This is a genomic window from Porphyromonas sp. COT-290 OH3588, from assembly GCF_000769075.1.
Classification (GTDB): Bacteria; Bacteroidota; Bacteroidia; order Bacteroidales; family Porphyromonadaceae; genus Porphyromonas.
Genome location: NZ_JRFC01000038.1, coordinates 1 through 15,672 on the forward strand (window position 1 = coordinate 1; position 15,672 = coordinate 15,672).

Below are 15,672 nucleotides of genomic sequence, written 5' to 3' on the forward strand. Positions count from 1 at the left end.
CGTGTGATCAGTAAGACAAGGTGCTTGATAGAGCGTACCTTTGGCAGTATTCGTCGGTGGTTCTTGGGCGGACGCTGTCGCTACCGAGGGTTAGAACGAACACATACACAGAATATCCTTGAAGCTATGGCGTACAATCTCAAGCGTATGCCAGGGCTTCTTGTGCTTGAAGGTGTCAAATAAGCGTAAAATCCCCATCCNCTGAGGGATATTTCCCTCAGGGATGGGGATAGGGGGATAGTATTCAAGGCTCTCCAAGCCGCTCAAACACGCAAAAAACACCGAGAAAGATACAAGAAACTTTGAGCGGTGCATTGCGCAATAGTCTCCAATTACAAACAAAGCCCCTAGAGAGGCTTTTTACTCACCGCTGGAACAAAGTACCCAAACGATACTGGAGGCCTCCTAGGGGCTCCTAGGGGGCAAATACGAGGTCTAATGATTTTCGGTGCAAAGATCCAAAGCTAACTCGTCCAAGCCCCAAAATGTAAATATATGTATTCCCCCTCTACACTCCATATAGCTCTATGATCTGACGACAAGCCCCCCCCAAGTGCATAGGTCATAGGGCGAGAAGATGACCGATTAAACCAAAAATCCCAATACATCAAAAAATATAACTACACTTCTCCCCCTCTTAGGAGATCAGGATCTCCTTCTCAGAATATCGCTACATCTCCCGAAATCAAAGGGCTCGACTATGTTTCCCCAAGGCAGCGTACAGCAAGGGAAGCACTAAATATTAAATACATCAAACAAAACATGCACAAAATTAATTTGGCTAAAAAAAACACAAAATATATCTTTGCAGCCCAAATTATTGATTTAGGGCAACTCGATCAGAGGCGCCCTTAGACTACTTAATTTAATTTATTCTTTATTATACAGACAATTATACTACAAGCCTATTGTATATCAAAACGGTTTGCTCTAGTCTGAGCGTTTCACTCTCGGGGCTCTCTATTTTTTTACATATTGACCAGCGAGTAGGCACATCCATTTTTATTAGAAAAAAACATCAATCATCAAGTTAATACTATTAAACTTATGTTATCGAAAGAAAAGATCGATGCAAGGCTGCGTTACGTACCGCCTATTGCATTTGGGGAGGTGAATTTATCTCTAACCAGTTTACTTGTTACATTCTCCATCACTGGAGAAATAGAGGATTTCGATGGAGAAATCGAAGAGCTATAGGCTATCTAAGAAATCATCTACATAAAAAACTATAGTACACAAACAAAGAATATGAAATACCTAAGAATATTACAAACCCTGAGTGCTCTATGCTTGGCCCTAAGTGTATATGCCTGTGGCAAGGATATAGAGCCACAAATTGAGCAAGAAGGGGGAGGGAGCAAGAAAGGTCAGAAAGACGCAAAGATCGAAATAAGTCTAAGCTCCGAACTCAGTGGGCACGAACTTCGCTCGATGGGGCTAATCTCGGACGAAGAATTCAGAGCTCTAACCTTGGATACTAGCAAGGGGAACAAGGCCCCCAAGATCTTCTTGACGGGGAATAACGCTCTAGACAGGAAGGCCCTCGCCACAACTATTTTTCTACGCATGGGCGATCAGCTTGTTGGCTATGCAAATATCGAGTGGGACGAGATCACTCATGGCCCTGATGGTAGGATCAAGCTCTCTGCGAGAAACAAGACGGCTACACTTATGCCTATAAATAATGGTGGGAGCGTCAAAGAGCCTGCCCTTGGAGAAACATGGTATATGGCAGCTGTGATGGGTGGTGGCAAAAGAGAAGGAGCAAAAGTGACCTTCAAGCCCAATGGTGTACAAGAAGTGAATAAGCAAGCCAAGGAGCTACAAGTTCCCTTCGTGTCAAAATGGATTAAAGCAGGTCTCGACAAAAACAACTCGGGAGTACCCACCTTATCTGGAGCCTTTACATTTAGCCCAATGGGAGTACTGATCAAGGTAGAGATCTCAAACAAAACAGACTTTGACTATAGGGCATATGCAAACACTACCCAAACGAAATATATTCCTCATCCTTTGGGAGGCGGCGCCCTCCAAAACATTGGCACCTATTTATCTCCAGAGCGACCTCGTTTCAACTTACGTACCTCTTCCAGTAAAAGGACGGCCCCCTACTATATGTCCGAAGACCTCTCTGGAGGGTTGCGTGATCTGACTCTTGATTTTTCATCAAAGAATGGAGAAAGCGTCACAAGAACTACTCCCATATCCGATGGATTGGCCTCTTTGATGCCAAACCCTAAACAGCCCGTTACTATCATAGGGACGGGGGCAGGCAATCAGACAAGCAATCGTAGCAGAAAGCATATGCTCTTCGACTCCACTACGGGTAAAGATGTGGCTATTAGCGAAGTTTACGCCAAGTCTGTTATTTACTGGGTTTGGGGACAAAACAACCTCAATGGCTCTCCCACCACACTTGGTCTACTAGAATGGGAGTTTCCAGACTTATTAGCCAAGGGGCCTAGATTTGAACGTGTGAATAGCAAAGGAGGACTAGAGAATATGCAAGAGCATTTACTCAACGAGAAGAGAGCTTACTCCGTTCACTTTGCCATAAAAGAACGCCCAAGCATGCCCACAGAGTGGATTCTAGACGAAGATCTCAAAGAGAGTGGCTCACTTGGCAATCCAACTGGAGACCTCTTTGACTATGATGGAGTTGTTTTTGATTGGAGTGCAGAGGGTCTGGAGCATAAGAAAGACCCTAGAATCCAGCCTAAGGTAGTCTACCCCAGCATTGACGAGGCAACATACAATCGTTCTACCGATGTTATGAAGTATGTATTCCCCCCTGCGAATAATATCTTTGTACCTATTGGACTAATGGGTTCTGATGATATCGATGTATTTTCCTTCAAAACTCGTTTTGCCCCACGCAAGAGATCAATCCCAATCAACTATTCTCCGTTTGACCAAAATCATGAGGTGGTAGAAGAGATCTACATCGGCAATGGTGATGGCAAAGTCTATGCCATAAGATTTGGAAGTGTTAATTTTTACACTCAACCAAGTGCCTCGAACCCTCGTGACAATGAAGTAAAAATAACGGGAGATAAGAGGCCTCTGCAAGGAGGGAGATTTTATACCACCGACAAGCTCCCAATTTACTTCGACGGAGATCAGTGTACAGCTTATCTATATGAGTTCGTAGATGATGGCACCAGACAACCCAAAGAAGCGGATAAAAAATATGGGAAAGCCTCCGTTTCAGGCAAGCACCTCAGGGTAACGACCAAATATATTGGCAATGCATTAGACCAAGCTGAGATACTACAACGAATTCAAGATACAAGCTTCTGGGAGGGTACAGCAAGCCATTTTGAAGTAAAACATTTCTACCCTCATAGCGATACTACTAGGAGCCGCCATCAAGAGATGGATCCTAACACCTTCGGCACGTATTTTGGGGATATATTCAGTGGTTTGAGAAGTAGTAGTGGTCCCCTTAGTCCCTCCCCGAACTACACCAGTATAGAGCAATTTGCCTTCTCTAAAACGGGCATGTATGGTATACACTCAAAATCATATTACTCGGAGAATAATGATCCAGCGAGGACCAGAAGAACTCTGAGTCTAAGTAAAGAGGGTTCAGGATTTAATCTGAAATCAAGGGTACGCCTATCGAAAAAAACTCTAGAAACGCATCAGAGAGACGTAGTCACTTGGTACCAGTACTACCGTACAGATGACGGTGTCACTGATTATCCAAAACACTAGGGCTAATAAGGCAATACGCGTAGACCTCACGATAAGCAAGGAGGTATTTGCTCATATTGCCAAGGTCTAAAGACTATCACGGAGGGCGTGCCACGTAGAGCACACCCTCCGTGGGTCTTTTGCACACTACACAAGACAGAGATAACTTGGTAAGCAATACAGATTTTTTGCCTAAGTTTGTAGGGATTTTTTGCAGATGTGTCCTCCTATTGCGTGTGACGAGGAAGCAGCTTAAAAACTAAATAATTGAGGTGCTCAAAATAGTAGATAGATATATCCTCAAGGGATACCTCCCCATGCTCCTAATGAGTTTCTTGCTCTGTTGGTTGATTGTGGTGATGCAATTCTTATGGAGATACGTAGACGAATTGGTCGGCAAGGGGTTAGATGTCTTCATCATCGCTCAGATCCTCTTCTATGCTGCGATGTCTTTCCTACCCATGGCCTTGCCTTTGGGCATCTTGCTCGGTTCCCTTATGTTCTTTGGCAACATGGGTGAGCACCTAGAGTTACTAGCCATGAAAGCCTCTGGCATGTCCCTCTATCGCATGATGCTCCCCCTCTTTTTTGCGGTGTCGCTGCTTGCTGTGGGGCTATTTGCTTTCCAGAATGACTTTATGATCACCTCGCAGGTGCGCATGTGGACCCTGCTCTATTCGGCTCGCTTCTCCAACCCCGAGCTAGAGATCCCCGAGCGGGTCTTCTACAATGGCATCGATGGGTATAGCATCTTCATCAAAGGCAGAGATAGACAGCATGCCGGGCGTATGCTTGATCTAATGATCTACGACCACTCCCAAGGGAGCGACAAAGCACGTATCATTCGGGCTGACTCTGGGCGCATCGTTATGGATTCAGGTAAGACCTACATCACGTGGCGTCTATATAATGGACAGAGCTTCGAAAATCTGGAGGAACCAGAGTATATGGAGGCTACGCCTACGCCTCGTGCCATTGAGTCATTCTCTTTCAAAGAAATCGTAATCCCCTTCGATGCAAACTTCCGCAAACAGGGCGAGGAGGAGTTGAGTAAGCTCTTCATCGGCAAAAACCTCAATCAACTCCAAGCAGCCATCGACTCCACTGGATTGGTTCTAGATAGTATCCGCACCTTCACTGAGGAAGCGCTAACCAACAAGGATTTCTCCCAGCGTTACTCTCACTCTATGCCTAGCCCCTCAGATACCTCTACATGGGCCAAGCAACAGCTAGAAGCGCTGAATATAGACGAACCACTCCAGCGAAAGGTCAATATAGACAGCCTCATACATCTACCTACCCTTGGCGATACACTACGTATGCTTACTAGGTCTATCAGTGATCTGCGTATGGTTGAGTCCGAGGCTGACGGACGGTTATATAGCGACCGAGATGTCTTCAATACGTTTCGAACCAATGGGCAGGAGTGGCACCGCAAGTTCACTCTGCCAGCTGCTTGCCTCGTCTTCTTCTTCATCGGGGCTCCACTTGGTGCAATCATTCGTAAGGGTGGGATTGGTATGCCTGTTGTTGCGTCGGTACTCTTCTTCATCATCTACTATATCATTGACACCTTTGGGTTCAACATGACGAAAAATGAGTCAGTATCCGTTGCTTTCGGAATGTGGCTCAGCGCCTTGGTGTTATTCCCAATAGGGGCATTCCTAACCTACAAAGCTTCGCTAGACTCTACGAGCCTCAATGTAGAGACCTACGTCAATCTATGGCGACGCCTCACGGGTACCTACGTCCCAGTGCGTGTAGTAGAGCCTATCGAAGGTGAGTGCGAACCGAATTACCAGACCGTACTAAGCGAAGCTCGAGTGCTATTGGCCGAGTCTGAGGATTTGCTCGCCTCTAAGCTAATGAATAGCTCCATCGTACACGTCCTAGTCAATGGGCAGAAATATAGCCATGCGCCAGTGAGTGTATACCAGCACGTTGAAGCATTGGCCGATAAACTAAGAAGAGTTAATCATCCACTTATACTAACCAAAACAAACGATCTACCTCTCCTACCCAAGAGGCTAGCTCCCTTTGGGCTACCTAGTACTAGGGGTCGTGGCATACTGCTACTGACTCTGCTACCTATATCGCTACCGCTACTATTGCTACTACGCATTCATCGTGAGCGCCTGCATAGTGGACTTAGGGCGATGAATACCGCTCTATCGGAGCTGATCCCTCTATTGGAGAGGAGTATAGAAAGTAAAGAAACCAATTAATGACGCTTATGAGTGAGTTTAAGCTAAGCACTATAGAGGAAGCCCTAGAGGACTTCCGCAAGGGTGAGTTCCTCATTGTAGTAGACGACGAAGATCGTGAGAACGAAGGCGACTTCATCATTGCCGCCGAGAAGGTAACTCCAGAGAAAATCAACTTCATGATGCGCTACGGCCGTGGTGTCCTATGCGCCCCTATCACAGAGGAGCGTGCCGCCCAGCTAGAGCTAGAGATGCAGGTGCCAACGAATACTTCTGTACACGAAACCCCATTCACTGTCACAGTCGATCGTCTAGGTCGTGGCTGCACAACTGGGGTGTCTATGTACGACAGAGCACAGACCATACTCGCCCTCGCAGATCCCGAAACTAAGCCCACAGACCTTGCTCGCCCGGGACATATTTGTCCGCTTAGGGCAAGGAGCAAAGGTGTGCTACGCAGAGCTGGGCACACCGAAGCTGCTGTCGATCTCGCTCGTCTATCTGGTATGCAACCTGTCGCTGCTCTGATCGAAATCATCAACGAAGACGGCACGATGGCACGTATGCCTGATCTGATAGAGGTAGCCAAGCGATTTAATCTAAAAATCATTACAATTAAGGATCTCATAGCCTACCGGCTGCGTACAGAGGTGATCGTAGAGCGTGGCGAAGAGGTAATGATGCCCACCGCTTTCGGTAAGTTTAGACTGATCCCTTTCCGCCAAAAGTCCAATGGCCTAGAGCATATCGCCCTCTTCAAGGGGAACATCGCCGATGGAGAAGAGGTGCTCGTACGTGTACACTCTAGCTGTATGACTGGAGATATCTTCTCCTCTCAGAGATGCGAGTGCGGCGAACAGCTCCACAAAGCCATGCAAATGATTGAGGAGGCTGGACGAGGCCTCATTGTCTACCTCAATCAAGAAGGCCGAGGCATTGGTCTAATGGACAAGATCAAGGCCTACAAGCTACAGGAAAATGGTCTAGATACCGTAGACGCCAATCTACACTTAGGCCATGATGCCGATGAGCGTGATTACGGTGTAGGTGCACAAATCCTACGAGAGCTTGGGGTACATCGTATGCGTCTGATGACTAACAATCCTGTCAAGCGTGTTGGCCTAGAGGCATACGGGCTTCAGGTAAGCGAGGTGCTACCAATAGAGGTTGCTCCCAACGAGTACAACGAGCAATATATGAGGACGAAGAAGGAGCGTATGGGGCACGTACTCAAGCAGCTCAAGTAGACTCAGGGAGGGGACTTTAGGCAGAATGAATTTGAGACAGCTCCGCATGCACGATCGGAGCAAAGGCACGACCTAATATTATAGAAAATAAATAACTAAATTTGTGTCGCCTAATACACACCGATTTAGGCGACAATAGAGATTTAATGTGTAACGAAACAAGTACAATGGATAAAGTAAGCTATGCCCTAGGGCTGAGTATTGGACAGAACTTCGTAGCCTCTGGCTTCGAGGGACTCAACTACGATGAATTTCTAGCAGGTCTGAAGAGCATCATGCAAGGCGAAACTCCTAGTATGAGCTTCGAGGAAGCCAAGGGAGTAATCAACCAATACTTCACAGAGGTACAGGCTAAGGCTATCAAGCTCAACAAAGAGGCAGGCGAGGAGTTCCTCAAAATCAATGCTCACAAGGAGGGAGTAACAACGCTAGAGAGTGGGCTACAATACGAGATCATCAAGCAGGGTGATGGCGCCAAGCCAAAGCTAGAAGATACAGTTAGGTGCCACTATCATGGTACGCTCATCAATGGGATTGTCTTCGACAGCTCTATAGATCGCGGAGAGCCTGCGGAGTTCCCTCTACGTGGCGTTATCAAGGGCTGGACAGAGATCCTACAGCTCATGCCAGTAGGCTCCAAGTGGAAAGTAACGATCCCCTCGGATCTAGCATACGGAGATAGAGGTGCTGGGCAGCACATACAGCCCGGTAGCACGCTCATCTTCATCATCGAGCTTCTAAACATTGTATAAATTACTCGGACGACTACGTTATAATATCTATATGAAGACGCAACTCAAAACAATCTGCGCCTCCAGCCTAGCGCTACTAGGCGCAGTAGCTTGTTCCCCAAAAGTAGCTAAGCAAGTTGTCCCAGTTGGTTCCGTTTTAGCTAACGAGGTGGACTCCGCGGCGTATGTATTAGGCTTTGTCAATGGCGATGGCTTCCGTCGTAGCATCTCGGATTTACCCGGAGATTCTCTAAGCAAAGACCTCATTCTCGAGGGCTTCTCGGCGGGCATGAAGGAGCAAAACGAGCGCTTTAAGCTAGAAGATGCTCAGAAGTTCCTACAAGACTACATCAAGACGATTCAGGAGCGAGAACTACAAGAACTCAAGCACCGAAATGACTCGGCCTTGCTAGCCAACAAGACTAAGGAAGGCGTCAAAACAACCGAGAGCGGTCTACAGTATCGTGTACTTCGCCCAGCTACTGGCATCAAGCCAATGGTACAGGACACCGTAGTTGTCGATTACGTAGGTCGCACAATAGACGGCAAAGAGTTCGACAGCTCCTACAAGCGTGGGCAGTCTGCCACCTTTAGCCTACTACAAGTGATCCCCGGCTGGACTGAAGGGATCTGCTTGATGGAGAAGGGTGCGAAGTATGAGTTCTACATACCAGCCTCTCTAGCCTATGGAGAGCGTGGAGCAGGGCGTGACATCGCTCCCCACTCAACACTAATCTTTGAGGTCGAGCTCCACGAGATCAAGCCATACGTAGAACCAACTCCTGCTGAGGAACCCAAAGCAGTAGCCCCCAATGCCAAGAAAGCTAAGCGTAGCTCAGGGAGAAAGAAATAACAAGAATAAACTATATAGAATAAACAACAATGAAAAAATTTTCAGTAGCAGTAGCTGCCCTTGCACTAGTATTGGGTGGCTTCTCTTGCAGCCAGAAGGCTGGTAACCCATCAAGCGGATTGGATAGCATGTCTTACGCACTCGGTCTTCTACAAGGTCGTCAGATGGCAGAAACTATTAAGTATTCACGTGAGCAGGGTCAGGATATTGACTCGATGAAATTCCTAGAGGGCTTTGAGAAGGCTGTGAGCAATCCCGAGATGTTTAGCTACTTCGCAGGTGGTATAACAGGTGCGGGTCTAGCTCGTCAGATCGAGGGTGATTCTCTCAACATCGCACAGCTTGTGTCTGCCTATCGCGCAGCGCTACAAGGCGACTCTACCAAGATCACGATGAACGACAGCATCGCTCAGGATTTGATGATGCGCTTTGGCCAGATGAAGCAAGAGAAGGAAATGCGCAAGCAGGCTGAAGAAAACGAAAAGAAGTTCGGAGCCAACAAACAAAAGGGTGCAGAGTTCATCGAAAACTTCAAGAAGGAAGAAGGCGTGCAGACAACCGAGAGTGGCCTAGCCTATAAGGTAGAGCAACCCGGTACTGGTGCTACACCAACTGCCGAAGACAAGGTAAAGGTTAAATATAGAGGTACGCTTATTGATGGCACAGAATTCGACAAGAATGAAGAAGGCATCGAGTTCCCTGCTAACGGTGTGATTAAGGGCTGGACAGAAATGCTAACTCTAATGAAAGTTGGCGAGAAGGTAAGGGTAGTGATTCCCTACGACCTAGCTTACGGAGAGCAGGGTAGCTACTCAATCGATCCTTTCAGCACGCTCGTATTCGAGATTGAGCTGCTTGATATCGTTAAGTAACCTATCATCTTTTCTCTAGCCCAGAAGCTAGAGTGCTATACACCCTAAGGCGGTGTGCCAGTTGTTTCTTGGCGCACCGCCTTGTTTTTACAGATACTCCTAAGGCTTTGCCAGAGCCCCACTGAACTTTCCTCCCTCCTTTGAGAGTAGGGAAATAAAGAAACTTGGGCCTGCACTACCCAAGGCAGTACAAACCCAAGCTCACACTCAGAAACGACCAGAATTACTTCTTCAATCTAAGAACATAGGGAAGCTCAGGAATATTGCCCTCTGCATCCAAAAGCTGAATAGAATCGCCACGTAGATATGCTCTCTTTACCATATCGGGAGACGTGGTATAGGTCAGCACCAGATCCTCACCTTTGAGAGAGAACGTTCCTTCCTCACGATACTCTCCTGTTTCATTATTACCAGCTTCTACCTTACTCAGCTCTACAAACGTCATATCACTCTTGAGCTCTAGCATTACTTCGGAGCCCGTAGCATCAGCGTTGGGAATTATTCCCGTATAGACGCCAATTCCTAGAACTGCGGCCTCAACAGTGTGAGTAGCAGCGACGCTGTCGGACGCACTAGTTTGAGTCTTGCCACCACTACAGGCTCCCAAAGCTAGAGCAAGGAGGGATAGAGTTAAAATCTTTTTCATTGTCTTGAATTTAGTTATACATTGAACTTCGTATTTCACACAATCATCGCACCTCTGCACAATAACCCTGATGGGATATGAACGCAAGAAAATCGTTTTTATTCTACGAATATACAGAATTATTTATTTCAATTTCAAAAGTTAGACGTTGAACTTAACCTGAAAAGCTAAAGCCTGAGCCGCATTCTCGCCATCAATAGCGGCAGAAACAATCCCACCAGCATAACCAGCTCCTTCTCCTGCGGGATACAATCCTTCTAGGTCTAGATGCTGATAAGCTCTATCGCCTTCATACAAACGAGGGATACGAACTGGAGATGATGTCCGACTCTCAACACCGATGAGTTGAGCCTCCTCGGAGATAAAACCTTTAGTCATTCGGTCGAAAGCCTTAAAGCCCTCGGCGAGCCTATGAGTAATAAAGCGAGGCATCCAGTCGTGCATATTGCTAGAGGTTAGCCCCATATTATAGGATGTAGAGGGAAGTGATGAAGACAAACGTGCATTCAAAAAGTCTGTTAGCCTCTGTGCTGGCGCTCTCAACGAGCGATTGGCCGCTAGGTAACTCAAATGCTCAAACCGCTCACACCACTCCATTAGCGCCAATGGAGTAGTCTTATCTGAGATCTCAACCCCTGTATGTATCATATCCTCGGGTCGTAGCTCTACGACCATACCTGAGTTCGCCCATTTGGAGCCTCGGTTCGCAGGGGACATTCCATTAACCACTGTTTCCTCTGGTGCTGTTGATGCAGGAACGACAAATCCACCGGGGCACATACAGAAGCTATACACGCCACGCTCTCGAACCCGCGTCTTATAGACATACTCAGCAGCAGGAAGATACTTGCCTCTCCCCTGGCGATTGTGATAGCGAATTTGGTCGATCAACTCTTGAGGATGCTCTAGACGCACACCCACAGCGATAGGCTTAGCCTCAAGAAATATACCTGTACGATGTAGATAGCGATACAAGTCACGAGCTGAGTGGCCAGTGGCCAGAATAACTGGCCCCCAAAATGCTTGCCCCGTAGAGGTAACAATACCACGAGTTCGACCTCCCTCTACAATTAGTTCGTCCATACGACAGCCGAAGTGTACCTCTCCTCCAGAGATGATAATCTGCTCTCGCATCTGTTTGATGATCTTAGGTAATTTATCCGTACCAATGTGCGGATGAGCATCAACAAGTATCTTAGGATCTGCCCCAAACTTACAGAAGACACGTAATATCTTCTCTACACTACCACGCTTCTTACTGCGTGTATAGAGCTTACCATCGGAGAATGCACCAGCCCCACCCTCACCAAAGCTATAGTTACTCTCGGGATCAATCTCTCCTGTTTTGTGTAGCAGGGAGAGATCTCGTCGGCGCTTCATAACTTCCTGACCACGCTCTACAATAATCGGACGAAGCTCTAGCTCAATCAGCCTTAGGGCAGCAAAGAGACCACAAGGCCCTGCTCCTACCACAACCACTGCGGGCCTAGAGGAAACATCTGGATAAACAATATCACTGAAATCATCTATCTGAGGTTCCTCTCCCTGCATGTAAACATCAATCGTCAAGTTAATAACAATGTGGCGCTGGCGAGCATCAATAGTGTGCCGACGAATCTGTACAGAGGAGATCTCGTCAATCCCACAGCGAAGAAGTTTGGCGGCTTGGGCTCTGATCGTAGCATCGGAGGCAGCCTTCTCTGGGCTTAGGCGAAGCTGAAGCTGTTGCATATTAATTAAGTGAACTATTTCTTCGTGTCTTTTACCTCTAGAAGTGGTAGATACTTGCCATAACCTTTGGCACGCATCTCTTCCTTAGGTACAAACTTGAGGCTAGCACTATTGATGCAGTAGCGTAGACCTCCCTTGTCGGCTGGCCCGTCGTTGAAAACGTGTCCTAGATGAGAGTCGCCCATCTTACTACGTACCTCAACACGAGTCATGCCATACGAGCGATCCAGCTTCTCATCAAGTAGTTTGTTGTCAATCGGCTTAGAGAAACTAGGCCAGCCACAGCCCGAATCGAACTTATCAGTTGAGATGAAAAGTGGCTCTCCCGTTGTGATATCCACGTAGATACCTTCTCTGTATTCGTCCCAGTAGTCATTATCAAAAGGACGCTCCGTAGCGTTCTGTTGCGTCACAGCATACTGAACTGGAGTCAGTTTACTTTTAAGTTCAGCATCATTCATCTTGCGAATTTCTACCTTTGGCTCTGGATTAGCTTGTTTAGCTAACGTAAATAACCCCGGCTCTATGTGGCAGTAACCCGTAGGATTGTTATCTAGATAATCCTGATGATATTGCTCTGCTGGGTAAAAACTGAGTAGAGGCTCTTGCTCCACAACTATTGGCTGAGTGTACTTGCGAGCTAGTGCCTTGAGAGCAGTTTGTATCACGGGGACATCGGACTCATCTACATGATAGATTCCTGTGCGGTACTGCGTCCCAATATCATTACCTTGACGATTGAGTTGGGTTGGATTGATTGTATAGAAGAAAAGCTCTAGCAAAAGCTTGAGCTCCACTTCCTCGGGATTATACTCAACCTTAACCGTTTCGGCAAAGCCTGTATCTTTGCGGCAGACCTCCTCGTATGTAGGGTTAGAGGTATATCCATTGGCGTAGCCAACTTCTGTACTAACGACTCCTCTTACTTGCTTAAAAAAGTGCTCCGTGCCCCAGAAGCATCCACCTGCAAAATAGATCACACGGCTATTCTCCGTTGTCTTTGTATTCATATTCTGTTCCTTTTTAGTTTGTGTCCATCCCAGCAGGGCGATCAGGGTTACGGCCAGTAACCCTAGGCTCATAGCTGTTCTTTTCCTCATAATTACTTTTTCGTTTAGAGTTTATATACGTTTGGTTTATCAATAAAAATCTATGTACAACACTCAATACATCTACTTTACCTATGTATATAATAACCATCGCCAAGGGGCAAGTTGTTTATTACTATCTGTACAAAGATGCAGAGCAGTAGATATATCAAGAGAGCCTCTATTACACATTAAACGCAAGCGATCACTCTCTGCGTATACTCTACATCTATTTTTCTTACTAGCCATCGCACATCTTAATAGTATTCTATCTATAATGTAGAAGCACAAAAATGGGCTGCGCCGAATGCTCGACACAGCCCACTTATCTCAAGTACTGTAGAGAGTAAGCCTCGTGGACTAATCTCTGCGGCGACGCTCTCCTCTATCTGGGCGTGGGCGACGCTCCGGCTCAGTGTAGCCCTCTGGCTTAGGGAGCATAGCCTTACGACTGAGCTTAAACTTACCTGTCTTAGGGTCAATTTCGATGAGCTTAACCTCAATGTTCTGCCCTTCTTCTAGACCTGTTAGCTCAATTGTTTCGAAGCGCTTCCAATCAATCTCTGAGATATGTAGTAGACCGTCCTTACCGGGCAAGAACTCAACAAAACAACCATATGGCATCACTGAGCTGATACGACCTTGATAGACCTCGCCAACCTCTGGCATTGCTACAATCGCTCTGATCATACCTAGAGCAATATCAATTGAGGCCTTGTTGGTACCACTGATTTCGACAATCCCCTGTCCGTCTACTTCCTCGATAGAGATAGTAGCACCACTCTTCTCCTGCATACCTTGTATAATTTTACCACCCGGGCCAATCACGGCACCGATGAACTCCTTGCCTATACGTAGCGTTTCGATGCGTGGAGCATGTGGTTTAAGGTCTGGACGAGTTTCTGGTTGAGCCTCCATAATCTTACCGAGGATATGCAGACGGCCTTCACGAGCTTGAGCAAGAGCATTCTCTAGGATCTCATAGCTCAAACCATCAACCTTGATATCCATCTGAGTGGCAGTGATACCTTTCTCTGTACCCGTCACCTTGAAGTCCATATCCCCTAGATGATCCTCATCGCCTAGGATATCGGAGAGGATAGCATAGTTCCGTCCCTTGTTCTCGCTAATTAGCCCCATCGCAATACCTGACACTGGACGAGTAATGGGAACACCTGCATCACGCAAAGCAAGCGTACCAGCACATACAGTAGCCATAGAGGACGATCCATTGGACTCTAGAATATCGCTGATGATGCGTAGTACATATGGATAGTTCTCTGGCAACACACGCTTTAGTGCACGATGAGCAAGGTTGCCATGACCAATCTCACGACGACCCACACCACGCTGAGGACGAGCATCTCCAGTGGAGAATGGTGGGAAGTTATAGTGGAGCAAGAAGCGCTCTTTACCATAGTTGAGTACATCGTCTACGAGCTTTTCGTCATTCTTGGTTCCAAGCGTCACAGTCGTGAGTGACTGAGTTTCTCCACGAGTAAAAACAGCCGATCCATGAGGTCCGGGTAGATAATCTGTTTCAATCCAGATAGGACGTATTTCGGTAGTCTTACGCCCATCTAGACGCTTACCTTCGTCTAAGATGGCACGGCGCATCGCTTCTTTCTCTACATCGTGGTAATAGCGGGCGATGAGAGGAGCTTTCGTTTCTAGTTCCTCTTCAGTGAAGTTAGCCTTGTACTCCTCTACAACGGCATCGAAAGCTGCTGTACGAGTCTGCTTATTGGAAGCTGAGGTTGCGATAGCATATACCTTATCATAGCACTTAGCACGTACATCGGCACGTAGTTCCTCGTCATTCTCTTCGTGGCAGTAGGTACGCTTCTCGAGCTTCCCACAAGCCTCGCTAAGCTCTAACTGTGCCTGACACTGTAGCTTGATAGCCTCGTGAGCGACCTTGATAGCTTCAAGCATTTCACTCTCTTGCACTTCCTGCATCTCCCCCTCAACCATCATAATGTTATCGAGAGTAGCACCGACCATCATATCAATATCCGCTTTGGCAAGTTGCTCAAAAGTAGGATTGATCACGAGCTGGCCATCTACACGGGCCACACGCACCTCACTAATTGGGCCATTGAATGGGATATCCGACACAGCCAGAGCTGCAGAGGCAGCTAGACCAGCTAATGCATCAGGCATATCAACGCCATCGCTGGAGTACAACGTTACATTTACAAACACCTCTGCGTGATAATCGTCTGGGAATAGAGGACGAAGAGCACGGTCTACAAGGCGGCAAGTCAATATTTCGTAATCGGAGGCTTTACCTTCGCGGCGAGTAAACCCGCCGGGGAAGCGTCCGATAGCTGAGAATTTCTCTTTGTATTCTACCTGAAGAGGCATGAAATCTACACCCGGGTTAGCATCCTTGGCTGCCGTCACTGTGGCTAGAAGGACGGTATTACCCATAGTAACCGTTACTGCCCCATCTGTTAGCTTAGCTAGTTTGCCTGTTTCGATAACGATCTCACGTCCGTCTGGCAAAGTGATGGTCTTCCTAATTGGATTCAGCATAATCTACTGTAATTTATTTATAAACACTCTGTATTGTCGGGCGCAAAGATACTAATAATAAGCGGC

12 protein-coding genes are annotated in these 15,672 nt (G+C 47.0%); 8 read left to right on the top strand and 4 right to left on the bottom strand.

Annotated features, from left to right (window positions below):
• From HQ48_RS07545 to HQ48_RS07575, 8 genes are all read left to right on the top strand, one after another.
• Positions 1 to 183, top strand: a 183-nt coding sequence (locus tag HQ48_RS07545) for a transposase (protein WP_044232920.1), incomplete at its 5' end; no start/stop codon positions are given.
• An 864-nt stretch (positions 184 to 1,047) separates the two neighbouring features.
• Positions 1,048 to 1,197: a hypothetical protein gene (locus tag HQ48_RS09415; RefSeq protein ID WP_160225956.1), complete on the top strand. Its 150-nt coding sequence runs from the start codon at positions 1,048 to 1,050 to the stop codon at positions 1,195 to 1,197.
• A 51-nt stretch (positions 1,198 to 1,248) separates the two neighbouring features.
• Positions 1,249 to 3,717 carry a hypothetical protein gene (locus HQ48_RS07550; protein WP_044232922.1) on the top strand — a complete coding sequence of 823 codons (2,469 nt, stop codon included), beginning with the start codon at positions 1,249 to 1,251 and terminating at the stop codon, positions 3,715 to 3,717.
• A 251-nt stretch (positions 3,718 to 3,968) separates the two neighbouring features.
• Complete coding sequence (locus HQ48_RS07555; RefSeq protein WP_052409022.1) at positions 3,969 to 5,921, top strand: LptF/LptG family permease; 1,953 nt, start codon at positions 3,969 to 3,971, stop codon at positions 5,919 to 5,921.
• Positions 5,922 to 5,929: 8 nt separating this feature from the next.
• The gene (locus HQ48_RS07560) at positions 5,930 to 7,147 is read left to right on the top strand and encodes a bifunctional 3,4-dihydroxy-2-butanone-4-phosphate synthase/GTP cyclohydrolase II (RefSeq protein ID WP_044233021.1); all 1,218 of its coding nucleotides are present in this window, start codon (positions 5,930 to 5,932) and stop codon (positions 7,145 to 7,147) included.
• Positions 7,148 to 7,314: 167 nt separating this feature from the next.
• Complete coding sequence (locus HQ48_RS07565) at positions 7,315 to 7,899, top strand: FKBP-type peptidyl-prolyl cis-trans isomerase (protein ID WP_044232923.1); 585 nt, start codon at positions 7,315 to 7,317, stop codon at positions 7,897 to 7,899.
• Positions 7,900 to 7,930: 31 nt separating this feature from the next.
• Positions 7,931 to 8,731: an FKBP-type peptidyl-prolyl cis-trans isomerase gene (locus HQ48_RS07570; RefSeq protein WP_044232924.1), complete on the top strand. Its 801-nt coding sequence runs from the start codon at positions 7,931 to 7,933 to the stop codon at positions 8,729 to 8,731.
• Between the two features lie 29 nt (positions 8,732 to 8,760).
• Positions 8,761 to 9,603, top strand: a complete 843-nt coding sequence (locus HQ48_RS07575; RefSeq protein ID WP_044232925.1) for an FKBP-type peptidyl-prolyl cis-trans isomerase — start codon at positions 8,761 to 8,763, stop codon at positions 9,601 to 9,603.
• A 223-nt stretch (positions 9,604 to 9,826) separates the two neighbouring features.
• Here HQ48_RS07575 and HQ48_RS07580 read toward each other — a convergent pair whose 3' ends face one another.
• The 4 genes from HQ48_RS07580 to HQ48_RS07595 all read right to left on the bottom strand — a co-directional run bounded on the left by HQ48_RS07580 (position 9,827) and on the right by HQ48_RS07595 (position 15,606).
• The gene (locus tag HQ48_RS07580; protein ID WP_044187143.1) at positions 9,827 to 10,249 is read right to left on the bottom strand and encodes a copper resistance protein NlpE N-terminal domain-containing protein; all 423 of its coding nucleotides are present in this window, start codon (positions 10,247 to 10,249) and stop codon (positions 9,827 to 9,829) included.
• A gap of 141 nt (positions 10,250 to 10,390) precedes the next feature.
• A complete protein-coding gene (locus HQ48_RS07585) occupies positions 10,391 to 11,980 on the bottom strand; it encodes an NAD(P)/FAD-dependent oxidoreductase (RefSeq protein WP_044232926.1) in 1,590 nt (529 codons plus the stop codon).
• 14 nt (positions 11,981 to 11,994) lie between these two features.
• Complete coding sequence (msrB, locus tag HQ48_RS07590) at positions 11,995 to 13,080, bottom strand: peptide-methionine (R)-S-oxide reductase MsrB (protein WP_081969763.1); 1,086 nt, start codon at positions 13,078 to 13,080, stop codon at positions 11,995 to 11,997.
• A 348-nt stretch (positions 13,081 to 13,428) separates the two neighbouring features.
• A complete protein-coding gene (locus HQ48_RS07595; protein ID WP_044232928.1) occupies positions 13,429 to 15,606 on the bottom strand; it encodes a polyribonucleotide nucleotidyltransferase in 2,178 nt (725 codons plus the stop codon).
• Between the last annotated feature and the right edge of the window lie 66 nt (positions 15,607 to 15,672).

Excerpts from the sequence above, each read along its gene's own strand:
- HQ48_RS07575 (WP_044232925.1), top strand. The coding sequence starts at position 8,761 with ATGAAAAAATTTTCAGTAGCAGTAGCTGCCCTTGCACTAGTATTGGGT.
- HQ48_RS07570 (WP_044232924.1), top strand. The coding sequence starts at position 7,931 with ATGAAGACGCAACTCAAAACAATCTGCGCCTCCAGCCTAGCGCTACTA.
- HQ48_RS07580 (WP_044187143.1), bottom strand. The coding sequence starts at position 10,249 with ATGAAAAAGATTTTAACTCTATCCCTCCTTGCTCTAGCTTTGGGAGCC.
- HQ48_RS07550 (WP_044232922.1), top strand. The coding sequence starts at position 1,249 with ATGAAATACCTAAGAATATTACAAACCCTGAGTGCTCTATGCTTGGCC.
- HQ48_RS07595 (WP_044232928.1), bottom strand. The coding sequence starts at position 15,606 with ATGCTGAATCCAATTAGGAAGACCATCACTTTGCCAGACGGACGTGAG.
- HQ48_RS09415 (WP_160225956.1), top strand. The coding sequence starts at position 1,048 with ATGTTATCGAAAGAAAAGATCGATGCAAGGCTGCGTTACGTACCGCCT.
- HQ48_RS07560 (WP_044233021.1), top strand. The coding sequence starts at position 5,930 with ATGAGTGAGTTTAAGCTAAGCACTATAGAGGAAGCCCTAGAGGACTTC.
- HQ48_RS07565 (WP_044232923.1), top strand. The coding sequence starts at position 7,315 with ATGGATAAAGTAAGCTATGCCCTAGGGCTGAGTATTGGACAGAACTTC.
- HQ48_RS07585 (WP_044232926.1), bottom strand. The coding sequence starts at position 11,980 with ATGCAACAGCTTCAGCTTCGCCTAAGCCCAGAGAAGGCTGCCTCCGAT.
- msrB (WP_081969763.1), bottom strand. The coding sequence starts at position 13,080 with ATGAGGAAAAGAACAGCTATGAGCCTAGGGTTACTGGCCGTAACCCTG.